Source organism: Vibrio sp. V01_P9A10T6 (genome assembly GCF_963877065.1).
Lineage (GTDB): Bacteria > Pseudomonadota > Gammaproteobacteria > Enterobacterales > Vibrionaceae > Vibrio > Vibrio anguillarum.
This window is the reverse complement of sequence record NZ_CAWNTB010000172.1, coordinates 1-21,729: the sequence shown is the minus strand read 5'-3', so window position 1 is coordinate 21,729 and position 21,729 is coordinate 1. Positions and strand designations below refer to the sequence as shown.

Below are 21,729 nucleotides of genomic sequence, written 5' to 3'. Positions count from 1 at the left end.
GAAAAACTAGAACTTAAAGCCTCTAATAAAAAAACAGCAACAACTGACTTACTAACTAGCAAAAAAACTGGTTTAACCAATTTTATTTGCGAGAACATCTCATTATTAAATTAATTTTTCTCGAAAAATGAGAATTCACCAAACTCTGACAATGATAAGCCACCTAAGATAGTAAAACCAAAAAAAACCATACAAGCAACATCACATTAACCTAATAAAATTAAACAAATTCAACGAATTAAATAAATAAAGATTAAAACAGCACCAAGAAGAACATTATATAAACACACCAAAACAAGCACTAAACATTGCCAATATTCCCTGAATATGATGATGTTAAGGTGTTATTTTGGATGCTTCATCAAATTGAGGTTGATCAACTAAACAAAGTAGTGCTATTCTCATATTCATAGAATGAAACCACAGAATAAAGGAGCAGTGTTATGATTTCTTCATCTCAAAAACAGGGACTTGTAATGATCGCGGTTATCGTAGGCCTAATGACACTGCCAATGATGTACTAAGTATCTAATTCCCAATAAAAAAAGAGGACACTTTCGTGTCCTCTTTTTTTATATAACGATTGAGTAAAACAACCTAATACCATTTATGGCATTGTGACGTGTTTCGATAGGGCTTCCCAATGAAGATAGTAAAAAAGAAGCGCCGCTAACGTGATTAAGGTCATTAATGAAATGGCTACGCGCCAAATAAAGCGACCGCTGCGCGGAGTCAGCTCCTTCTCACATTCATCACACACACGAAGAAATGCTTTGCGATCTTCTAACTGATAGTTATCTTCATGCACAACTTTGTTACGAATAGTGGCAATGAACCTCAGCTTGCCCACCACATCATGTGGTAAACGCTCTTCACAGCTGGTCACCAATTGATGTAACCCCTTCCCCTCAGCGTGATATTGCTCTCTCAACAAGCTTTCCAATCGACGCGTTCGCAAAACCACTTTCTCAATATCTGACATTATCGCCCTCCTGTGCCAACTCTGGTGGCGCTCCATCTATTTTTATCATACTTCCCCACGGAATAGTTGAGCATTTTTGCTCGCTAACCTACCGAGGAAATGTGATATCCGCTGGAAAAAAAACCGTCAAACCAATCAAACTCACGCTTTAGTAGCAAGCAACACCCCTTTGCCATATGTTGCACGCTAAAATGTCGCCTTCATCGCTAAGGAGTTCACCATGCCGCTTTCATTACTTATCGTTGTCGCTTTGTTAGTTATCTCTGCTATTTGGGTATTTAGCTATTTCTATCGTCGCCATGTGCAAGGCGAAAACGCCCCCGAACGCACTGCTAATGTCACGATTATCGACAAGCAAGCCATCGCCATCCCTCATGCTCGCCCTGGGGAAGAGGATCAGGAGTTCTGGATTTACGTCCAAAAAGGCAAACTTGGCCCAAAGCGGGAATTTCAAGTCGGCGTGCATTATTACCATGCACTTAACCCAGGCGACCAAGGAATGCTGACTTATTGCGGACACAAGTTTCTACACTTTGCACTCAAACGTTAAGGTAATAACCAACGTGTTTTTGCAGAGCGAGCAACCCATATACTCACCACCAGTGATCCTGCGCCGCTTACGAGAATCCATAACGGGATCACCCATGCGGGATTCCCTTGATCCCACCCATACTCTTTTACAGGCCATAGAAAGATGGGATGTAATAAATAGATGCCTAAGCTGTGCTGGCTTATCACACTTACGACTTGCTTAGCACGAGCGGGCAATCTCTCAGCAAAATATCGACACACTATAAATATCATGCTGGCGGCTAACACAACGTTCAGTGTTTTATAAGAGAGCCAGCGACCAATCGTATACTCACCCGCTGCGACACTGTGGCTGACCACCATCCATACCGTCGTCAATAGTGCCAGACAGCCAAGCAGAATCGCCATACATAGCGTTACTCGGTTGAGTGGCACCTTCTGATAGAGCAAGTAACCCAACGGTAAATAACCAGCAAACAGCCATAGCTCATTGCTCCAGGGGCCATCAATACCGCATAAAAATAAGGTGGTCGTCAGCAGCCACACGGCAACTAATGCGTACAGCGCTTTATCATCAACTCTTCGGACCAGCAGTTGTAGAAAAGGGATCACAAAATAGAGTGGGATAAAGTAATAAAAAAAACCTAAATGGTAATACGTCGCGTGGTGCGTACTGTTACTCAGCACTGCCTTTGCAACTTGCCCATCAAATCCACTCGCACTCCAGCCGGACAAATAAGCATAGAAGAGCGACCAAACGATAAATGGCAGCAAAACTTTGCCAAGACGTCGCTGAACATAATAACGCGCATCAAAAGGGCGACGATCACTGAGCATTAAGGCTCCAGTGATCAATATAAAGACTGGCACAGCCCAACGGCTTACACTATTTATGCCAACCGCAACCACCCACTGCTCAAAAGGAATATCGCCGAGTTGCTGCCGATAGGGGGCCAACACATGAATACCGATCACCGCTACAGCCGCCAAACAGCGCAATAAATCAAAAAAAATAACTCGTTTGGTCATAGTGCCTATCCACAGTGTTTTAAGGTTTCTACTATAAAGTTGAAATAGTTGGCTATGTAATCCGCAAGTCAGTTATCGGTAAAGGATCACTAACGCCATTATAATTAATAGCTAATACCTATCGAATAAATCAATCAAAACGAATTTATTTTGTTCACTTCGAGGTGCAATCTAATGCTTAACAAGAGAAATCACTTATCCATGACAACGAGGTGAACACATGACAACAAATTTGATCGGTTTAGATACCAACCAAAGCCAACAACTTGCACAAGCGTTAAACCAATTATTGGCTAACTACCAAGTGTTTTATATGAATACTCGTGGTTACCATTGGAATATCAAAGGAAAAGAGTTCTTTGAACTGCACGCAAAATTTGAAGAGATTTACACTGACATACAGGTCAAAATTGATGAGTTAGCGGAACGAGTTTTGACTTTAGGTTATCAACCGTTGCATAGCTTCAGCGCCTATTTAGCAACAGCGCAAGTGTCAGAACACACTAACGCAACTAATGGTCAAGAAACCATGCAAGGATTGGTTAAGGGATTCAGTGTATTGATCCACCAGCAACGAGAAATTCTTGAAATTGCGACGCAGGCGGGAGATGAAGGCACTTCAGCACTGATGAGTGACTATATCCGCGAACAAGAGAAACTGGTATGGATGCTGAATGCTTGGCTGCAATAAACCCCAAGTTTGAGCAAACCGCCGTCGCTCATGACGGCGGTTTTTATATTCGCACGAAATTTATTACAGCAAACGATGAATATCTTGACTCCAGCGCTGCGCCGCCGAAAGCTCATCACTGACTTGATTTAATTCAAGCCCTAGCAGATCACAATGGCTTTCCACTCCTTGCCAGTCCGCTTGCTCAAAACACTCCTCAAGTGCCAACAGCTCGCCAATGGGTCCTTCACGCTTTTGCAGTGCTAGTTTGACCACGTCACATAAGGGTAACTGCGCAACCAGCTCTTCAATTGAAATATCCAGTAAGGCATCTAACACAGAAAAAAGACCAATTAAAAAAGCTTGCTCGCGATGTTGACGAAATGAAGGATGCCCAGACATTAATTGACAAAATTGAGCACGTTGCAAAGAGAGGTTATACAACTCTTTCGGCTTTTTAGCTGAGACAAATGAAGCAACGGCTAATGATACAAAGGTTTTGAGCTTGTCTTGACCAAGATAGACCAAGGCTTGACGAAAAGAGGAAATCGGCACGGATAAGCGATCAGACATAGTGTTGACGAATCTGAGCAACTTGTATGAGAGCGCTACATCTTGCGCGACAATGTATTCAATCCGTTCAAAATCAGCATTTGGCTTACAAACTTCTCGAAACAGCTCCAAGGCGATAATCTGCTCTGGTCCAACATAACGCTGCTTGATCATTTCTGGTTTACTAAAGAAATAACCTTGGAAAAAGCTAAAACCGGCATTACGTGTCACGGTGAACTGGTGATCCGTTTCAACTCGTTCCGCTAAATAACGACGCTTACTGCCTTCCGCTAAACGCTGACGTACAAACTCGCAAGCGTGATCTAAGCCCAGCGCCATAATATCGAGCTTGACGATGTGCACATAACTCAGAAAGCGTTCCCATTCTGGCGCATACACAAAGTCATCCAGCGCCACCAGATAGCCACGCCGATACAACTCTTTAATCGCCTCAAGCAGTTCATCCGTCGGCTCACAGGTTTCGAGCACTTCCACCACAATTTGTTCTCGCGGCAACGTTAAAGGCAGACGGCGAATTAAACTCTTGTAGGGAAAATTAATAAAACAACGTGATTTGGGAATATTAGGATTGATCCCCACCGCAAGAAAGTTTTCGACGATCAAGCGATACGTGGCTCGATTCGACTCAATGTGCGCTGGAAACGCGTTTTTTTCCCCATCACGAAAGAGCAATTCATAGCCAAGCGTATGCTGCTTAGCATTTAAGATCGGTTGTCGTGCGACATAAGAATAATGCATTAGTGATTAACAACTAATAATTGAGACATAGCCATCTTAGGACTTCGCCACTGCTAGTAGCGCTCCACAACCAATAAACATCGAGCCAAATACTCGGTTAATCTTACTCATGACACTCTCTGAACGAATAAAGCGCCCCATTCGTGCGGCTAAGGAGGTGTAACCAAGCATCACAATCGAATCAATGGTTACCGTGGTCACGCCTAACACCAACAATTGAATGAACTGATCTTGGGTTGGGTCAATAAATTGTGGAAAAAGCGCCACCAGAAAGACGATGGATTTAGGATTTGTCAGGTTGATCAACACCGCTCGACGCAATAAAGACCAACTCGTTTGCATTTGAGCCGTTGCATTGGCCATCATACTTGAACGATCACGCCATTTTTGAACACCTAACCACACCAGATACGCAGCACCAACCCACTTAATCACACTAAATGCCATGGCTGATTGTGCCACTAAGGCACCAATTCCGGCTCCCACCAACATGATGTGAAAAGCCAACCCCAATTGTAAACCCACAATCGCGGCTAGTGATTTACGTGTACCGTAGCTAAGGCCATTGCTGATGGAATTGACCGTACCTGAACCCGGCGCCAAACTAAACAGTATCGCGGTCACCACATAGGCAAGCCAAACATGAGTATCCATTGCAATTCCTCTCAACTAGACTAATCTAGCCTAAAAATGAACTATTCCTCGAATCTGTCCAATAAGAATAATCTATGAATCAGACGAGTCCAAACTCCCCACCTTATACTCAAGAGTCTTTCTTTGAGCAAGTGATCAATACCACGATTGCCGATTTCTGGCACTCCAGAGAAGAAGGTTTTATCAAATCTGCTGATAAAACAAAACTTTATTGGTGCAAACTTACCTCGCCTCAACACTCAAAGGCGATCTTCGTCGTCAACGGACGAATTGAATCTTGCTGGAAATATCAGGAGCTATTTTATGATTTTTTCCAACAAGGTTATGATATTTATTCTTTTGATCACCGTGGCCAAGGGCTTTCTGATCGATTAATCGACGATCCACAAATCGGCCATGTCGGTGAATTTGATGACTACATTTTAGACATGCAGCGTGTCATTGAGCACTTTGACTTAAGCCATTATGCACAACGTTTTCTCGTCGCTCATTCGATGGGTGGTGCCATTGCGACCCGGTATGTACAAACATACCCTCAACACCCATTTGCGGCTATGGTGCTCAGCGCGCCAATGTTTGGTGTCAACATGCCATGGCAATTACGTCCTATCGCTATGACACTGAGCCAAGTGCTGACGGCGATGTATAGCAAACCAACCTATGCGCCAGGCTATCAAGCCTATTCTGCAAAGCCTTTTGAGATCAACCCATTAAGTCAAAGTCAGGTGCGTTACCAATGGTTTCGAGACCTGTACCAACGCAAACCCGAATTGCAAGTTGGCGGCCCTAGCACGCGCTGGGTATGGCAAGGGCTCATGGCAGCGAAGCTGTGTCAACTGATGACTCGTCAAGTGAAGTTACCAACACTCATCTTGCAAGCAGGGCAGGATGAGATTGTCAGTAATGCGGATCAAATCCGCTTTGTCACTAAGCTGGCGAAAACCAATCCATCTAGCAAGCTGGTCATCATTGAAGGAGCAAAGCATGAGCTCTTTTTTGAAAAGGATTGCTATCGAAACCAAGCACTTGATGAGCTATTTAAGCAATTCCAATCTCTTGAGAACACGGTTTAATCACGGTGTTAGAACTGAGCAAATAGAGGAAATTTCAATTGAGAGTTTTACCCTCTTTTTCCTCTTTAAGATGGCGTAAACTAAGCCACACCAAAGTTTCTCCACCATCTGCGATCTGCAAACCAAATCGACCATGATAATGAGGGTTTTATGACCACCGAATGTAAAGAGCACGCGATTCATATCGTGGCGTCCGATCTCGACGGTACACTACTTGCACCAAACCACCAATTGAGCGAATTCACCAAGCAAACGCTACAAGCACTTCACCAAAAAGGCTTTACTTTCATCTTCGCTACCGGTCGCCATCACGTTGATGTGGCGGGTATTCGCCAGTTAGCGGGCATTCCAGCCTACATGATTACTTCCAATGGCGCGCGCGTTCACGACCAACATGACAATCTGATGTACAGTAAAAATGTACCGCAAGAATTGGTACAGCCCGTCATTGACGTGTTTAAGCAAAACCCTGATATTTTTGTTCACATCTATCAAGATGAATCGTGGTTATTGAATAAAGAAGATGAAACGCTGCGTGATTTCCACGAAGAATCCGGCTTTAGCTACCAAGTATTTGATGTCAATAACGCACCTACCGAGGGCGTCGCCAAAATATTCTTCACCCACCCAGCGCAAGATCATGAGTTATTAGCTCAGTTTGAAGAACGCTTAAACGATATTTTTGGCGACAAACTGAACGTCGCCTTCTCAACACCTTGGTGTTTGGAAGTGATGGCAGCAGAAGTGTCGAAAGGGGATGCGCTCAAAGCCGTTGCAGAATCATTAAACCTGACCCTAGATAACTGTATTGCGTTTGGCGATGGTATGAACGATGTGGAAATGCTGTCGATGGCTGGTAAAGGCTTGGTGATGGGCACATCGCATCAAAAAGTGTTCAATGCACTGCCTAATAACACCGTGATTGGTAGCAATGCAGAAGACGCCGTGGCTCACTATTTGCGTGAACATTTATTGTAACAGCAGCCTGCAGTAACGAGCGGTCACAAAAAACAGCGCCATTTGAGCGCTGTGTTTTTGTTCATAATGGCTTCGCGATTTATCTCTGATACTTGTCCGCGGGTTGTTAAATTCACACCCATCAGTTCAATTTGCCAGCGCCTTTATGCCATAATCTAGCCTCGTTGCATTGCCCAAAAAGAGTCTGCTATGAAAGTGCTTCACTGTTCCGCGCTGTTATTGACCACATTAATGCTGCAAGCCTGTGCGACAAAAAACGCATCACTGCCACCAGCCGTACCGATGGCGAGTTTGGATAAACCCAGCTCAATCAAAGCACAGCCCTTTATTATGCGTGGAGAAGTCGTTGTAGGTCATGAGGCGCAAACCTTTACACCTTGTGGTAGCAATCAACAATATTGGCTAGCACTGACGCCACAGCAGACTCAGCAAGCCTTGAGTTTGGCTCGCTCGCCTTATCAGCCTTTGTATGGCGAACTAATTGGTACTTTATCAGCGCCAAGCCGCACAGGCTTCGATGCCGATTCCAGCGCACGTTTCAACGTGACCAGCATCAATATGCTCAGTGCTGAAAATCCTAAACGCTGCAATCAACCACTCAAACCGACACGCGCTTTTGGCAACGAACCGTCATGGTCCATCCACTTTGAAGGGAAAAACCTTAACTTTCAAACCATCAGCGGTGAAACTCAAACATTCGCTATCACAAAAAGTCAGCTATCTGAAACCAAGCGCGAGTACCAAATGAATCAAGGTTCGCTGCTCCTCACACAAAAAATGTGCAGTGACGGGATGAGTGACTCTCTGTACGGCTGGAGTTCCACCTTAAAGGTCGGTGAGAAAAGCTATCAGGGGTGTGCCACCTTAGGTAATAGTGATGCGACGCTTCCATGGGTTGGGGCTTATCATGCTACTTCGACCCAAAATAGGGATTTCACGATTCGTTTGCAACTGAATGCGGATCATACTGCTAGCACTCATTATGACTACAACGATGGTCAGCCATCGACCGTTGAAAAGGGGTTTTGGCAACCATTAAACCTAAATCAGATCCAAGTTGTCATGACGCGCCACCAGCAACAATATCTGCTTTCTGAACGTATCTTTACTCGCACTGGTTACCAACTGAAAGCAGAAAAAGAGAAGGTGGGCGATGTTCTCTACCCTATCGCCAATGGCGGTTTAACGTTATTTTCTGAAAATATCGAGACACCATAAGTGACCAGACCGTGCCCTTGCCCAGTTTGCCATTTTAGCTATCAATGCCTCTGTTCACTGCAACCAACACTGGATAGCCAACTGCGCATTGCACTACTGATGCATGAAAATGAACCGCATCGAGCGACCAATACTGGCAAACTGCTGCTGCGTAGCTTGCCCAATTCCTCTGTGTACATCTGGGACCGAGTCTCTACGGCGAAATCATTACAAAAGAGAATTCTGGATGAGAAGTTAAACGCGGTGGTTATTTTCCCTTCGACGCGCAGTCAATCGCTCACCGAATACCAATCTCTCTCAACGTCTGACACTCAAGAAATCGTGTTTATTATCCTGGATGGGACATGGCAAGAAGCCAAGAAGATGCTCAATAAGAGCCCTTGGTTATCCGATTTACCGCAGCTACACCTTACCCCAAATCAAATCTCTCAGTATGGATTAAGGCGAAATCAAGATGCTGGTCATTTATGCACGTTAGAAGTGGGCGTTGAGCTGCTCAACTCTCTCGGAGAACCAAATAATGCGAGAGAGTTACGCGCGTTTTTCACTTACTATCTCAAGGCTTTTCAAGCGGATAAAAGCGGTCACGCCCTAAAGCTTCAGTAATGAATCCAGTTGATGGATTTCAATATCAGGCAACACTTTGGCCTTACGACTGGCGAGCAAGGTTTGGCCTTGATCGTTATACCAACAGGCTTGAAAACCATTACATTTTGCGCCTTGCACATCGGTTATCAGATGATCACCAACGTGTAAAATCGAGGCTGCAGGTAGCTGTAATGCAGCCTGCGCTTTGTCAAAAAGATCCGGATACGGCTTGGCCAAGCCATCGGGACCCGCTTTAAAAATTTGTTGAAAATAATGCCCCAAGCCAATTTTGTGCGGGTCAACATTGCCGTTGGTAATCGCCACTAACGGCATGCGCTTTGCCAGTTCGGTCATCACGCGGTGCGTCTTCTCTGGCACCGTGATTAAGTGACGTAACCGCAACACTTCTTCAATGGCATTCTGCGCAGCCTGTAAAGCAAGTTGCGGCGAATAGCCTAATTGAATTAAGCCTTGTTCTATCTGCTTAAATCGCCACTGAGTGACATCATGGCCGAGCAGTGGCTCTTGCAGCGCCAGTTGCTGTTTAAGTTGCTGCCACCAACTTATCGGACGCGTCGCGGAAAGCGGATGATGAGTGTGCAGCCACACGACCATTTGCTGCTCAACATGACGGATCACTGGATGGTTGTCATACAACGTGTCGTCCAAATCAAAGCTCATCGCTTTAATGGGGCCGATATTGCGATAAAAGTGCATGCGTTACTCGCTCTGTTTCTTTTTACGTGCTCTTGGGTGCGCTTGGTCATAGGCCTGCGCAAGATGTTGAAAGTCCAAATGAGTATAAATTTGCGTCGTCGAAATATTCTCATGACCCAGCAACTCTTGCACAGCACGTAAATTATTGCTCGATTCAAGCATGTGAGTCGCAAAAGAGTGGCGCAGTTTATGTGGGCTAATATGGCTAGCCACCGCCTGCTTTTGCCCCCACTCGGCCATGCGTTTTTGTACGTTGCGATGCGAAATACGAACACCCAGCTTTGAAACAAACAAGCTTTGCTCATCAGCGTTCGCAAACTGCGTCCGTATTTTCAACCAATGCGCCACCCATTCTTTGGCTTGGCCAGCAAAAGGCACCTTACGTTCTTTATCCCCTTTACCCACCACTCGAATCTCGCCACGGCTAAAGCTCAGGTCTTTTACGTTAATGCTGACGAGCTCCGCTAAACGCAACCCAGCACCATACATCAATTCCATCATGGCTCGATCGCGCACTGACAGCGGATCATCATCCTTGACTTCGAGTAGTTGCGCGACTTCATCCACATCTAAGTTTTTCGGTAACGGGCGTTTTTTACGCGGTGCTGCAACGCCTTTGGCCGGGTTAGCCGTCAGTTCTCCACGCAAAATCAAGAAATCAAAAAAACTGCGTAATGAAGAGAGACGTGTGGCTAAACTGCTGGCTTTCATCCCTTCACGCATCCCTTTGCTCGCCAGTTGTCGCACCCAAGCGGCATCGACTTGTTGCCATTGATTCAGCCCCATCTGCACTAAATGCTGCGCCATGGTTTCAAGCTGTTGTTTGTAATTGCGTTGGGTGTGCAAGCTCAGCCCTTTCTCGCTACGCAGATATTCATAGAAGCGAGTTAAGGGCTGCTGTAAGCCGTTAGGCAGAGGTGTGGCTGATTCGGTCATGCTCAATCGGTTGCCAAGGTAGAGTCTCAATTAAATGAGAGAGAACTAACGCCAAGTGACGTAAAAAGAGGGTATCCATGCTCGGTTGAAAATGGCCGCCATCTTCACTTGCAAACGCTAACACTCCTTGTGATGAGCGCTTACCTAATGGTAGAACCACATACGAACCCATTTCTGGCGCAGCGGTTTGTTCACCAAATAACGCTTGGCGATCCAACTTTTTCATACGCCCTAAATAGGCATTTTTGCCATTGAAATGGTTAGTTGCAAAACGCTGCCACTGCTCTTGGGTCAATTGATAATCGGTTTCTGGTGAGGCAAGTAAACGAATATAAGCCACCAAACCTAAGGTTTGCGCTTTATTTTCTATTGCCTTGCATACTTGCGGCATTGAGTGACATTTTAAGATCTGCTCTTGCAGATCCATAAATTCGTGGAAAGTGCGATCATTGTTGGCCGCTAATGACATAAAGGCTGTGATCTCTTCCTCTAACTCCTCAATTCTCTGGCGCTGACGATTCAATTGTACATGCACCAAAGAGACCGCACCTTGTTGATGGTGCGGCAAGGAGAGCCTGTCAACCAGCTCTGAACGCTGGAGGAAAAAATCTGGGTGATCTCGTAAATATTCAGCCACAACTTCGGCTGTGAGTGCATCCGCTTCAACGTGTGACAAAACGATTCCTTATCTTACTTAACCCTAACAAGAGACTTGACCATCAAACACATGAGTCGCAGGGCCTGTCATATAGAGTGGCTTACCCGGCCCTTGCCAGTGGATCTCTAACGAGCCACCAGGTAAGTGTACTGTCACCTCTTCCGCCAATAACCCTTGAAGAATACCAACGGCAACCGCGCCACACGCGCCACTGCCACACGCTTGAGTTTCACCCGCGCCACGTTCATAAACACGTAGCTTCACTTCATTGCGATTCAGCACTTGCATGAAGCCTGCGTTAACACGCTCTGGAAAACGCTCATGAGATTCAAGCAGTGGACCCAAAATTTCAACCTCAGCGGTTGTCACATCCTCCACCACTGTCACCACATGCGGATTGCCCATGCTCACCGCCCCGCAGAACAAGGTTTTCTCTTCAACGCGCATGATGTAGGTTTTCTCTGCCTGTTTGGCTCGAAATGGAATCTTATTAGGCTCAAATTCTGGTATGCCCATGTTGACGGTGATTTGATCATCCTCTTCAACATTTAAAACCATTTTGCCTTTTTTAGTCGTGACTCCAATGCTGTACTTATTGGTCAGCCCTTTCATCCGCACAAAGCGAGCAAAGCAACGTGCGCCGTTGCCACATTGCTCAACTTCGCTGCCATCGGCATTAAAAATACGGTAGTGAAAATCACTTTCCGGATCATACGGCGCTTCAACCACTAATAGCTGATCAAACCCCACGCCAGTATGACGATCCGCCAAGCGGCGGATCAAATCAGGGGAGAAGAAGACGTTTTGTGTAATGCAATCAACGACCATGAAGTCATTACCCAAACCGTGCATTTTAGAAAAATGGAAATGCATAATGCTTCAATTTACTCCGGCAGAATACGCTCTAATGCCCATAGGCTCGATAGTGCTTCACGCTGACGAACAAGGTGGGTTTGTGCACCATCCACCATCACTTCCGCCACGCGAGTACGTGTATTATAGTTCGAAGACATCACAAAACCGTAAGCTCCTGCTGAGCGAACCGCCAGTAGATCTCCCTCATCCAAGACCAATGAACGATCTTTACCCAAGAAGTCACCGGTTTCACAAATAGGCCCAACCAAGTCATAGGTTAGCGCTTCACCTTGGCGCGGCACAACAGGAACAATATCTTGCCAAGCTTGATAAAGCGCTGGACGCATCAAATCGTTCATCGCCGCATCAATAATGGCAAAGTTTTTGTGTTCGGTATGTTTGAGAAACTCTACTTTCGTCAACAACACGCCCGCGTTAGCCGCAATAGCACGTCCCGGTTCAAAAATCAGTTCGAGATCTTGATGGTTACTCAAACGCGCCAACAAGGCTTTGGCATAATCGGAAGGCTGCGGGGGTAACTCATCGCGATACACCACACCTAAACCACCACCAACATCCAAATGTTTAATGGTGATCCCTTCCTCTTTAAGCTGATCAATTAACGCAAGTAAGCGATCGGTTGCATCAATAAAAGGGGCAATAGCGGTCAGTTGAGAGCCAATGTGGCAATCAATACCATGAATGCTGAGATTCTCTAGGCTTTGTGCCAAGCGATAAACATCCAGTGCACGGTCAAAAGCAATACCAAACTTATTGTCACGCAAACCAGTTGAAATATAAGGGTGGGTTTGTGCATCCACATCAGGGTTGATGCGCAGTGAAATCGGTGCTTTGACACCCAGCTCGCCAGCCACTTTATTTAAACGTGCTAATTCAGGCTCGGATTCAACGTTAAAGCATTTAATCTTGAGCTCCAACGCGCGTTTCATTTCCGCTTCCGTTTTACCGACGCCAGAAAATACCACTTTCGCCGGGTCCCCCCCCGCCACCACAACACGCTCTAGCTCTCCTGCCGAAACAATATCAAAACCTGACCCTAAACGCGCCAACGTGTTTAATACGCCTAAGTTTGAGTTAGCCTTCACCGCATAACACACCAGATGAGGATGTTCGCCTACCGACTTATCAAAAGCATGCCAGTGACGCTCTAAAGTAGCGCGAGAATAGACATACAAAGGCGTGCCGTATTGCTCAGCCAACTCTGTTAATGCGACATTTTCAGCCCAAAGCTGACCATCGTCCTGATAATTGAAGTAATCCAAAATTCGTTTCCTTTAAGCTAAATCAATGACTATGGCTGAGGTTGTTCACTCTGCTCAGGCTCTGCTGGCATGTATAACGGCCCGGTTTGACCACACCCTGCGAGAGCAAGGAGTGACAACATAAAAAGTGCAGCGATTGATTTTTTCATTTTGCATGTCGTGATTATTGAGTCAATGCCCCCTATAATCGCACCACAATCAGGAAAAGCAATAGGATAGACAGGATGAACGATACTGAATTTCACCAACTTGTCGATGAGCAGCTAGAAATCATTGAACAAGCAATAGACAACGCAGGTGCCGACATTGATTACGAAACCTCAGGCAATGTGATGACGTTAGAATTTGATGACCGCAGCCAAATTATTATTAACCGCCAAGAGCCAATGCATGAAATTTGGCTGGCATCAAAGTCAGGCGGTTTCCATTTCAAACTGATCGACCAAAACTGGATTTGTTCAAAAACAGGGCTGGAATTGATTGCGATGGTGCAACAAGAATGTGAAAAACACGCTGGCGAAACGATCGACTGGGTGTAAAGCAACAACGCCAAGTGACAGATGTGTGACTTGGCGCTACCGAACTAAGCGTTGACCGCTTTTGAAGGACGAGAATAGAGCGCGGAATCGTTACGATAAGGGACAATATAGCTTTCCCCTTCTTCTGGGTGGACGATTTGATAATACTGCGGCAGATTGAAGTTAATAAGTTTAGCGGAGAGTGGGTTACCGTCGCGCACTGAGGTATAAAAGCTGTTGACGTTAGTGATCATCTCATCTTTTTCGCCGCTGAACTGGTGATAGACTTCAATTTGGTTCGACTCATCCAACACATAAATGTTGAAGCCTTTATCGGTATCTTCAAAGAAAAACTGCACTAAGCCTTCACTAGCAAAACCATCGACGATTTCCGGCAGTTGATAATCTTGATCGCGATCGAGCATTAACAGCGGTGAACCTTTCAATTTGTTGGTTGAAATACTGCGGTAAAAATCTACCGAATTTTCCAACTTCTGTACCGAAACCCCTCGCCGCTCAAAAAACAGACCATACATTTGATCGCCAATGCGTAACGCTTTAAAACGGCGACGTTTCTCTTGCTCTACCGGTTTCAAACGCAAATCGATACATTCCGCCAGCAACTGGTACACCATGTTGCGCATCACGCCACGCAGACTTTTGCTGTAACAAAATACATCGACAGACTCTGGCGGTAGCGCATCTTGGTGCATTTTGCCAAGCACGGTTTTCAACGCGTCGAGCATCGCCGTTTCGCCAGTAAAATGGAGAGTCCGTACTTCATGCCACGAGTTGCGATACACTAAATCGACACTACCGACTAAGCTTTTTTGCTCAGATCCGAAACTGAAAATATCTATATTTTTCAAATCAATTTTGAGCGATTTACCGCTTAATTCCGCGGTAGGATCATTTTCAAAATTGATGAACATCGCCAGTTGGCTGATTTCACAAGGGCTTGCTAGAGCCTGCATGGTCGGCCGCCGCTTACGCAACGAGAAGGTATTACGCAAATCGCTAACCATTTGATAGAACTTATCAATATCCAACTGTGCGTCACGTACCACTGAATGCAAATGAGTTGATTCCGTGATCAAACCATTGAAGAACGCCCAAGAGACCAGCTTACTGAGGTATTCATTATGCTCAAGGAAAGGTTGGCCAATCATACGATGGGCAACTAGAGGCTGCTTATACAGATACCAGCCCGCTTTATTGGTTCGCCCTTCTCGAACTTGAATGAACGAGAGATCCGGCTCGTGCAGATCTGGCGAGATTTGTGGATTCAGTAGTGTGACTTTACCCGGCAACACCTCAAACACCGCATACAACTTACGTGCGAGGATTGATATATCTTGTGGGCTAATGGCCGAGGTGATGTCATTACGACGCGCAAACTGGATCAGGTTTCGATAGCTCAGCATCAACGCATCTAACAACGCATGGTGGACAACTTTAACTTGTTCGACTTTCCAATTACGGCGATTGTCTAATTCTTGAACAACAGATTCCGACCAATTCCATTGCTGAATCATGTGGCTTAATGCTTCTCGACGCCATGCCACTGAGCCTAAGCTCGGCTCACGGGATAACTTTTCATGCGTTTTGAGATAAAAACAACGACGCACCAGATCAAGACGGGCAGAATCACCAATACGTTCAAGGTAACGCGTCACTTTTTCAAGCATCAAATAGTAAGCATCCATACTGTACAAATCAGGTTCATGAGTAAAAAACCGTCGTTTGGTATCAATGCTTAATAATTGCGTGTGTGGGTACTCCCACGAATACGCCTCAAGCAGAATCGCTTTTAACACTGACTTGTAAGGCGAGTCGATGCTTTTATAAAGCTGCCAAAGGTTTGCGCCGAAATACTCTTCAGCAGGAATGCGGTTCAACTTACCAAAATCGATCCATTCACTGCAATTAATGTAATCATTGCTGCACAATTCGTGCACGTATTCGTCGTAGCACTCTTCCATTTCAGGAGGCACGATTTGCCACAGTAAACGCTTGCCTGCCAAGCGAACAGCAGAGCGATAGAACTCGTCTAATAGCAGGAGATGTTGCGATGAACCGCAGTTTTCGCCTGTCATCTGCTCAGAATGATTACTGCGAAAACGTAGCTCATCCATCAAGAAAAAGTTAGCTTCCACCCCTTGGCTCTTTGCCCAATCAGTGATCAACAAACATTTGTTGCTTAAGCTTTCCCGCTCATCACAGCTCATACTCGATGCTACACATACCCAAATATCTAAGTCACTCGAGGTGCTTTGACCAATCGACGAGGTACTGCCCATGGTATACAGAGCAAGAATAGCGGGGGTGTCTGCGGTCGGTAAGGGTTGACCTAAGGTGAGTTCTGTATCTTCAACCAGCTGACGTTGGATGTCGTTAGGCTCAAAACCATAGACACCATAAGGGACTTTTGCATCGTAGTAGCCGGGAATAATCGGGTGATTGAAGTGCAGTAATGCAGGAATGAAATGAAATACACGTTGACTTTGCAAATCCATAAGCGCCAGCGCACGCTCGGTACGTTGCTGGTTGAGATTGTCTAATCGTTGAATTAACGTCTTGGTGTAAGCCTGCAAGGTTGATTCCTTGGTTGAAACATTAACACGCGCTTTGATTATATTTTATTCTAAAGCACCAAAAAAACGTGATCAATCTAACATTTTCTTTCCATTTGGTAAAGCCCTCTCGATGCATATCACACTCAGGCAGAGCATGCCTACAATGCGCTCCAATGACCTTGGCTATAGTGTCGTAGCTATTTACACTTTGTCGTAATAGCTCATTATATAAACGAGATATAAATCACACAATTTTGACCAATTTATGCTATCTCTTCATCAATCCTTCACAGCGACGATCTAGTAGTAAACCTTTCATAGCGGGAATGATAGGATTAAACCATCCATTACCTACACTCGGGATTATCATGACTCACGTAACACCCATTCGAATCGCCACACGTAAAAGCCCGCTCGCCCTTTGGCAAGCTTATTATGTTAAAGATGCGCTGCAAGCGGCTCATCCTGGCCTAGAAGTGGAATTAGTGACCATGGTAACCAAAGGCGACGTCATTTTAGATACGCCTTTAGCTAAAGTGGGTGGTAAGGGGCTTTTTGTCAAAGAGTTGGAAGTCGCTATGCTTGAAGGCCGTGCCGATTTAGCAGTGCATTCAATGAAAGATGTTCCCGTCGATTTCCCTCAAGGGCTTGGACTAGTGACGATTTGTGAACGCGAAGATCCACGTGATGCTTTCGTTTCAAACACCTATCAAAGCATTGAACAACTGCCTCAAGGTGCCATCGTCGGCACCTGTAGCCTACGTCGCCAATGCCAACTCAAAGCATATCGACCAGACCTTGTGATTAAAGAATTGCGTGGCAATGTCGGTACTCGTCTTGGAAAACTCGACGCAGGTGAATACGATGCGATTATTCTCGCCGCAGCAGGTTTAAAACGTTTGAAGCTTGAAGATCGCATTCGCAGCATTATTGAACCAGAACAATCGCTTCCTGCAGTAGGGCAAGGTGCAGTCGGGATTGAATGCCGTTTAGATGACGAACGTTTAAGAGCATTACTTGCGCCACTCAACCATTCTGACACGGCTGATCGCGTGAAATGTGAACGAGCCATGAACCTAACATTAGAAGGCGGTTGCCAAGTACCTATCGGTAGCTACGCATTGCTTGATGGTGATCATATTTGGTTAAGAGCATTGGTCGGTGAGCCTGATGGTTCTAAGATTGTGCAAGGTGAGATTCGCGGCCACCGCTCCGATGCCGAGCAACTAGGAATCACGCTTGCCCATCAATTGCTCAATGATGGAGCGCGAGATATTCTGTCCAAACTCTACTGCGAGCACGAATAACGCATGACGGTGTTGGTCACTCGCCCCGAAAATCAAGGGATTGAACTTTGCCAACAATTAGCGGATCTCGATATCCGCTCCGTTCACCATCCACTGATTCAGATTAATGCAGGAGCCGATCTCCCGTATTTACTCCCAGAACTTCAGCAATGCGACATTATTATTGCGGTTAGCCAAAACGCGGTGACGTTCAGTCATCAATTTTTGCAAGATCACCGATATTTTTGGCCAAATGACGCCAGATACCTTGCCGTTGGTCAAAAAACCGCACATGTTTTCAGCAAATTAAGCCAACAAAAAGTACACTATCCGCAGATAAGTGACAGTGAACACCTGCTTGCCCTACCGCAGTTGCAATCAATATCGGGCCTTAAGGTGATGATTTTACGTGGTAATGGCGGACGTGAGCTCATCCACGACAGCTTAATCGAGCGTGGTGCTGATGTGGTGTATAAGGAAGTGTATCGACGCGATACGATCACCCTCTTTGCCGCCGAATCGATATCTCTGTGGCAGCAACAGCAAGTCACTCAGTTAGTTGTCACCAGCTCAGGTCAACTCAATTTTATGATGGATCAATTCTCTGATTCACAACGACTCTGGCTGCTAAATTTAGCTCTTTTTGTCCCAAGCGAGCGAATTCGACAAGAGGCGCTGCACATGGGATTTGGGTGCGTCACGAACGTGGGAAGCGCCTCCAATACAGAACTCGCGGCTAGTATTAGCCAATCTAGACAGGACTCTAAGCATGACAAGCAAAAATAATAACCCGCATATTGAACCTGAAAAAGCAGCCACACCTCCTCTGGTTACAGAAAAAGACGCAACGGATAACCTTGATTCACCAAAAAGTTACGTGCAGGACCCCACGTCTCAGCCTGAAGAAAAGAGTGATAAACGAGCAAAGCGCAGCATCAAACTTTCTGTTATTGCAATTAGCCTATCCATCATTTTCAGTGGTGGTATAGCCTATCAAATGCAGCAAAAAGACGCTGTTTACCAAGCCAAAATCAACGCATTGCAGACTCAATTAACACAAACCCAAAGTCAGCTCGCGGCTGAAATCAATCAAATAAAGCAAGAAACACAAGCCAAAGCGGACCAACTCACTCACAAAACTGACGTAGCCTTGGATCAACAGCAAAAAAGTATCGACAGCTTGCAACTGGCGATAGCTGATATCAAAGGCCGCCGTCCCAACGACTGGCTACTAGCAGAAGCAGACTACTTAGTAAAACTGGCAGGACGTAAACTTTTTCTAGAACATGACATCGTCAGCGCGACCAAGCTAATGGAAAGCGCTGATCAGCGTATTGCTGAATTGAATGATCCAAGCTTAGTGCCGCTACGCAAAGCCATGGCGCGTGACATTACTCAGCTCAAAATCATCCCATTGATTGATCGTGAAGGGCTAGTGTTACGCTTAACAACCTTACAGCAACAAGTTGACACTCTACCGCTGGCTAATGCCATGTTGCCTGAAACTCAGCAGCAATCAGCACCACAAGTTTCTGAAAATATTAACGACTGGCAAAATAATCTCGTTAGCTCATTGAAAGACTTCTCGGAGAACTTCATTACCTTCCGCACTCGAGACGGTAATGCCATTCCGCTACTGTCACCTGAACAGCACTTCTATCTAAAAGAAAATCTCAAAGCAAAATTAGAAACCGCCATTAAAGCTGTATACGCAGAACAACAAGAAATTTATACAACGGCACTGAGCACAGCAGATAAATGGTCAGCCAGCTTCTTTAATTCCGATGATCGGAGTGTGCAGCAGTTTAATCACGCGCTATTGCAGCTCAGTAAACAAAATATACAAGTGCAATATCCAGTTAAATTTGAAACTCAGCACGAACTCGCTGATGTCATCACTGAACGCCTACGCCGTGAAGTCTCTCCAATGAGCGTTACGGAGGATAAGTAATGTTTAGAGTCATCTTTCTTTTTGTAGTATTAGGGGCCGGTTTATTTATCGGAACCCAATATGCTGGCCAGCAAGGTTATGTTCTTATCTCTATAGCTAATAGAACAATAGAGATGAGCGTAACCACCTTAGTGATCTTTGTGATTGCACTCCTCTCTGGATTATTTAGCTTAGAGTATCTCCTCAAAAAAGCATTCTACGCCAGTTCAAACACATTAAACTGGTTCAGCGTACGTAAGTTAAAGCGCTCTCGCCGTTATACCAATGAAGGTATCATTAAACTTCTAGAGGGAGACTGGAAGCAGGCAGAAAAGAAAGTCACTCGCTGGGCGAACCACCATGATATGCCGCTGCTCTGCTATCTTGTTGCATCGGAAGCCGCGCAGGGGATGGGCGACAGAGCAAAACGAGATTATTATTTAGATCTCGCTAGTCAACAAAGTAATGCAGGCCTAGCTGTTGAATTAACTCGCGCCAAGCAGCAAGTACGAGAAGGAGAGTTTGAGCAGGCGCTAAGCACTCTATCAGCCTTACAAGCCACTCATCCGAATAACACCATCGTGCTCAACTTACTCAAGGCAACATACGTACACCTAGAACAGTGGCAACCGCTGCTTGAGCTTTTACCTAAGCTCCAAAAAGCAAAACAGATTAATGCGGACGAGAGCCAACAACTGAATCAAAAAGCACAATGCGGTTTACTAAAAAACGTCGCCCAGCAACAAGGTAGCGAAGGCTTAATCAATCATTGGGACAAGCTCCCAAGGAAAACCAAAAACGACGTCATTTTAACTCAATGCTTCATCGAGCAGTTGATCCAACGAAAAGCAGACTCGCAAGCATTTACCGTCATTAAAGAAACATTAAAAAAACACCCAATGTCAGCTCTGTATTCATTATTGGCAGAGCTCAATTTACCAGATAGATACCCAGCAATTTTGTTGTTACAAGAAGCCATTAGTAAGGATAGTGGTAACGCCGAAGCACACAGCGCACTGGCTCAATTGTATATGAGAGAGCAGAAATGGGCAGAGGCGCAAAACCATTTGGAAAAAGCGTTATCGCTCCGTGCCAATGTATCTGATTACGCTTATCTTGCCGATAGCCTTGAAAAACAAAACTACCCTAAAGCCGCCGCAGAAGTCTCACGTAAGGCACTGACCATGATAGAGCATGTTTAAATGGCAATCTAAGCACCTAAAAATAACCTTATACCAATTAAAGAAAAGTACGATCTCATTAAGGCTATCTAGCTATTGTTAAATATCACGATGGATAGCCTTAATAGCACCGATTTTAAAACGCTGGCGAACCAACAAAAACCATCCTAATTCTACTATTACCCGCTTGAGCACCTGGGATTCCCTGGATAATTTTTTGATCAAAATGCCATTTGACTTAAGGCCGAGCAAGGTACAAAACCTAGAGCGGTGAAGCCGCAGCGATTTGAATATGCGTATTTATTTGGGCCAGCTTGGGTCGGTATGCCCCTAAAAAGGAATAGGTGAGGCCGTCGTTATAATGGATGATGCTGGTAGGTATATAAGTGCAGTTTAGTCATGTCAGTGTCATCACGTTTCCTCCGACTCACAGTGCTAAATCCAATAGAGCAAGTGTGGAGTTGGCTCACGCTAACCAACAAAGTTTTGCGGATCACAACGACATTATGCCTGAGGTGTTCAATGTGTAAAATCGATTTTTAGAAAGTACAGAAAGTACAGATAGGGTGCTCAAGATATGTTCGAGGGATTGAATTAAGCTATTAATTTTCCAGATTGGCATGTTGATATAAAACGAAAAAACCGCTGTAAAAACAGCGGTTTTTTCTTTAAAAGTGGCGGAGAGATAGGGATTTGAACCCTAGGATAGCTATTAACCATCGCCGGTTTTCAAGACCGGTGCTTTAAACACTCAG

General features: G+C 45.2%; 23 protein-coding genes. 12 read left to right on the top strand and 11 right to left on the bottom strand.

Going from position 1 to position 21,729, the window contains the following annotated elements; translation table 11 throughout:
- Positions 1-607: 607 nt before the first annotated feature.
- A complete protein-coding gene (locus AACQ21_RS12610) occupies positions 608-982 on the bottom strand; it encodes a hypothetical protein (protein ID WP_026028288.1) in 375 nt (124 codons plus the stop codon).
- 220 nt (positions 983-1,202) lie between these two features.
- Here AACQ21_RS12610 and AACQ21_RS12605 point away from each other — a divergent pair, with 220 nt between their 5' ends.
- On the top strand, positions 1,203-1,532 hold the full coding sequence (locus tag AACQ21_RS12605; RefSeq protein ID WP_017042056.1) for a DUF2500 domain-containing protein: 330 nt from the start codon (positions 1,203-1,205) through the stop codon (positions 1,530-1,532).
- Here AACQ21_RS12605 and AACQ21_RS12600 read toward each other — a convergent pair.
- Positions 1,529-2,542: an acyltransferase gene (locus AACQ21_RS12600; protein ID WP_017044542.1), complete on the bottom strand. Its 1,014-nt coding sequence runs from the start codon at positions 2,540-2,542 to the stop codon at positions 1,529-1,531. The two genes, AACQ21_RS12605 and AACQ21_RS12600, sit on opposite strands and share 4 nt — an antisense overlap.
- A 220-nt stretch (positions 2,543-2,762) precedes the next feature.
- Between AACQ21_RS12600 and AACQ21_RS12595 the strand changes: the two genes are divergently transcribed.
- Positions 2,763-3,233 (top strand): Dps family protein, encoded by a 471-nt coding sequence (locus tag AACQ21_RS12595; protein ID WP_013855507.1) that lies wholly within the window; start codon positions 2,763-2,765, stop codon positions 3,231-3,233.
- A 63-nt stretch (positions 3,234-3,296) separates the two neighbouring features.
- On the opposite strand, the gene AACQ21_RS12590 is transcribed toward AACQ21_RS12595, so the two are convergent.
- A complete protein-coding gene (locus AACQ21_RS12590) occupies positions 3,297-4,523 on the bottom strand; it encodes an EAL and HDOD domain-containing protein (protein ID WP_013855508.1) in 1,227 nt (408 codons plus the stop codon).
- A 36-nt stretch (positions 4,524-4,559) separates the two neighbouring features.
- The gene (gene rhtB / locus AACQ21_RS12585) at positions 4,560-5,177 is read right to left on the bottom strand and encodes a homoserine/homoserine lactone efflux protein (RefSeq protein ID WP_029388131.1); all 618 of its coding nucleotides are present in this window, start codon (positions 5,175-5,177) and stop codon (positions 4,560-4,562) included.
- Positions 5,178-5,251: 74 nt separating this feature from the next.
- Here rhtB and AACQ21_RS12580 point away from each other — a divergent pair, with 74 nt between their 5' ends.
- The 4 genes from AACQ21_RS12580 (at position 5,252) to AACQ21_RS12565 (ending at position 9,052) form a co-directional block, all read left to right on the top strand.
- A complete protein-coding gene (locus AACQ21_RS12580) occupies positions 5,252-6,250 on the top strand; it encodes an alpha/beta fold hydrolase (protein WP_026028809.1) in 999 nt (332 codons plus the stop codon).
- Positions 6,251-6,400: 150 nt separating this feature from the next.
- Positions 6,401-7,228 (top strand): Cof-type HAD-IIB family hydrolase, encoded by an 828-nt coding sequence (locus tag AACQ21_RS12575; protein ID WP_013855511.1) that lies wholly within the window; start codon positions 6,401-6,403, stop codon positions 7,226-7,228.
- Positions 7,229-7,417: 189 nt separating this feature from the next.
- Positions 7,418-8,446, top strand: coding sequence for a COG3650 family protein (locus AACQ21_RS12570; protein WP_105976490.1), 1,029 nt, complete (start codon positions 7,418-7,420; stop codon positions 8,444-8,446).
- A complete protein-coding gene (locus AACQ21_RS12565) occupies positions 8,447-9,052 on the top strand; it encodes a tRNA-uridine aminocarboxypropyltransferase (RefSeq protein ID WP_017042049.1) in 606 nt (201 codons plus the stop codon).
- On the opposite strand, the gene yigB is transcribed toward AACQ21_RS12565, so the two are convergent.
- Genes yigB through lptM form a run of 6 tightly spaced genes read right to left on the bottom strand, consistent with a single transcriptional unit; the run spans position 9,038 to position 13,632 of the window.
- Complete coding sequence (gene yigB, locus AACQ21_RS12560) at positions 9,038-9,751, bottom strand: 5-amino-6-(5-phospho-D-ribitylamino)uracil phosphatase YigB (protein WP_105976489.1); 714 nt, start codon at positions 9,749-9,751, stop codon at positions 9,038-9,040. The two genes, AACQ21_RS12565 and yigB, sit on opposite strands and share 15 nt — an antisense overlap.
- 3 nt (positions 9,752-9,754) lie before the next feature.
- Positions 9,755-10,687, bottom strand: coding sequence for a tyrosine recombinase XerC (xerC, locus tag AACQ21_RS12555; protein WP_010319873.1), 933 nt, complete (start codon positions 10,685-10,687; stop codon positions 9,755-9,757).
- A complete protein-coding gene (locus AACQ21_RS12550) occupies positions 10,659-11,363 on the bottom strand; it encodes a DUF484 family protein (protein ID WP_019281077.1) in 705 nt (234 codons plus the stop codon). The genes xerC and AACQ21_RS12550 overlap by 29 nt, the downstream gene beginning before the upstream one ends.
- Before the next feature lie 24 nt (positions 11,364-11,387).
- Complete coding sequence (gene dapF, locus AACQ21_RS12545; protein WP_010319875.1) at positions 11,388-12,218, bottom strand: diaminopimelate epimerase; 831 nt, start codon at positions 12,216-12,218, stop codon at positions 11,388-11,390.
- A gap of 11 nt (positions 12,219-12,229) precedes the next feature.
- Positions 12,230-13,483: a diaminopimelate decarboxylase gene (gene lysA, locus AACQ21_RS12540; RefSeq protein WP_013855516.1), complete on the bottom strand. Its 1,254-nt coding sequence runs from the start codon at positions 13,481-13,483 to the stop codon at positions 12,230-12,232.
- A gap of 29 nt (positions 13,484-13,512) precedes the next feature.
- Complete coding sequence (lptM, locus tag AACQ21_RS17410) at positions 13,513-13,632, bottom strand: LPS translocon maturation chaperone LptM (protein ID WP_033197445.1); 120 nt, start codon at positions 13,630-13,632, stop codon at positions 13,513-13,515.
- Positions 13,633-13,707: 75 nt separating this feature from the next.
- Between lptM and cyaY the strand changes: the two genes are divergently transcribed.
- On the top strand, positions 13,708-14,022 hold the full coding sequence (gene cyaY, locus AACQ21_RS12530; protein WP_013855517.1) for an iron donor protein CyaY: 315 nt from the start codon (positions 13,708-13,710) through the stop codon (positions 14,020-14,022).
- A gap of 44 nt (positions 14,023-14,066) precedes the next feature.
- On the opposite strand, the gene AACQ21_RS12525 is transcribed toward cyaY, so the two are convergent.
- Positions 14,067-16,595 (bottom strand): class I adenylate cyclase, encoded by a 2,529-nt coding sequence (locus AACQ21_RS12525; RefSeq protein ID WP_088728525.1) that lies wholly within the window; start codon positions 16,593-16,595, stop codon positions 14,067-14,069.
- 350 nt (positions 16,596-16,945) lie between these two features.
- Here AACQ21_RS12525 and hemC point away from each other — a divergent pair, with 350 nt between their 5' ends.
- The 5 genes from hemC to AACQ21_RS12500 all read left to right on the top strand — a co-directional run bounded on the left by hemC (position 16,946) and on the right by AACQ21_RS12500 (position 21,504).
- A complete protein-coding gene (gene hemC, locus AACQ21_RS12520) occupies positions 16,946-17,884 on the top strand; it encodes a hydroxymethylbilane synthase (RefSeq protein ID WP_105976487.1) in 939 nt (312 codons plus the stop codon).
- A 3-nt stretch (positions 17,885-17,887) separates the two neighbouring features.
- Complete coding sequence (locus tag AACQ21_RS12515) at positions 17,888-18,649, top strand: uroporphyrinogen-III synthase (protein WP_105976486.1); 762 nt, start codon at positions 17,888-17,890, stop codon at positions 18,647-18,649.
- Positions 18,633-19,814, top strand: coding sequence for a uroporphyrinogen-III C-methyltransferase (locus tag AACQ21_RS12510; RefSeq protein ID WP_105976485.1), 1,182 nt, complete (start codon positions 18,633-18,635; stop codon positions 19,812-19,814). The genes AACQ21_RS12515 and AACQ21_RS12510 overlap by 17 nt, the downstream gene beginning before the upstream one ends.
- On the top strand, positions 19,814-20,995 hold the full coding sequence (locus AACQ21_RS12505) for a heme biosynthesis protein HemY (RefSeq protein ID WP_105976484.1): 1,182 nt from the start codon (positions 19,814-19,816) through the stop codon (positions 20,993-20,995). The genes AACQ21_RS12510 and AACQ21_RS12505 overlap by 1 nt, the downstream gene beginning before the upstream one ends.
- A 365-nt stretch (positions 20,996-21,360) precedes the next feature.
- The gene (locus AACQ21_RS12500; protein ID WP_181185524.1) at positions 21,361-21,504 is read left to right on the top strand and encodes a hypothetical protein; all 144 of its coding nucleotides are present in this window, start codon (positions 21,361-21,363) and stop codon (positions 21,502-21,504) included.
- Positions 21,505-21,729: the final 225 nt, after the last annotated feature.

Excerpts from the sequence above, each read along its gene's own strand:
- xerC (WP_010319873.1), bottom strand. The coding sequence starts at position 10,687 with ATGACCGAATCAGCCACACCTCTGCCTAACGGCTTACAGCAGCCCTTA.
- AACQ21_RS12510 (WP_105976485.1), top strand. The coding sequence starts at position 18,633 with ATGACAAGCAAAAATAATAACCCGCATATTGAACCTGAAAAAGCAGCC.
- AACQ21_RS12570 (WP_105976490.1), top strand. The coding sequence starts at position 7,418 with ATGAAAGTGCTTCACTGTTCCGCGCTGTTATTGACCACATTAATGCTG.
- AACQ21_RS12515 (WP_105976486.1), top strand. The coding sequence starts at position 17,888 with ATGACGGTGTTGGTCACTCGCCCCGAAAATCAAGGGATTGAACTTTGC.
- AACQ21_RS12505 (WP_105976484.1), top strand. The coding sequence starts at position 19,814 with ATGTTTAGAGTCATCTTTCTTTTTGTAGTATTAGGGGCCGGTTTATTT.
- lptM (WP_033197445.1), bottom strand. The coding sequence starts at position 13,632 with ATGAAAAAATCAATCGCTGCACTTTTTATGTTGTCACTCCTTGCTCTC.
- AACQ21_RS12595 (WP_013855507.1), top strand. The coding sequence starts at position 2,763 with ATGACAACAAATTTGATCGGTTTAGATACCAACCAAAGCCAACAACTT.
- AACQ21_RS12590 (WP_013855508.1), bottom strand. The coding sequence starts at position 4,523 with ATGCATTATTCTTATGTCGCACGACAACCGATCTTAAATGCTAAGCAG.
- dapF (WP_010319875.1), bottom strand. The coding sequence starts at position 12,218 with ATGCATTTCCATTTTTCTAAAATGCACGGTTTGGGTAATGACTTCATG.
- AACQ21_RS12580 (WP_026028809.1), top strand. The coding sequence starts at position 5,252 with ATGAATCAGACGAGTCCAAACTCCCCACCTTATACTCAAGAGTCTTTC.
- AACQ21_RS12605 (WP_017042056.1), top strand. The coding sequence starts at position 1,203 with ATGCCGCTTTCATTACTTATCGTTGTCGCTTTGTTAGTTATCTCTGCT.
- rhtB (WP_029388131.1), bottom strand. The coding sequence starts at position 5,177 with ATGGATACTCATGTTTGGCTTGCCTATGTGGTGACCGCGATACTGTTT.
- cyaY (WP_013855517.1), top strand. The coding sequence starts at position 13,708 with ATGAACGATACTGAATTTCACCAACTTGTCGATGAGCAGCTAGAAATC.
- AACQ21_RS12610 (WP_026028288.1), bottom strand. The coding sequence starts at position 982 with ATGTCAGATATTGAGAAAGTGGTTTTGCGAACGCGTCGATTGGAAAGC.
- AACQ21_RS12600 (WP_017044542.1), bottom strand. The coding sequence starts at position 2,542 with ATGACCAAACGAGTTATTTTTTTTGATTTATTGCGCTGTTTGGCGGCT.
- AACQ21_RS12575 (WP_013855511.1), top strand. The coding sequence starts at position 6,401 with ATGACCACCGAATGTAAAGAGCACGCGATTCATATCGTGGCGTCCGAT.
- yigB (WP_105976489.1), bottom strand. The coding sequence starts at position 9,751 with ATGCACTTTTATCGCAATATCGGCCCCATTAAAGCGATGAGCTTTGAT.
- hemC (WP_105976487.1), top strand. The coding sequence starts at position 16,946 with ATGACTCACGTAACACCCATTCGAATCGCCACACGTAAAAGCCCGCTC.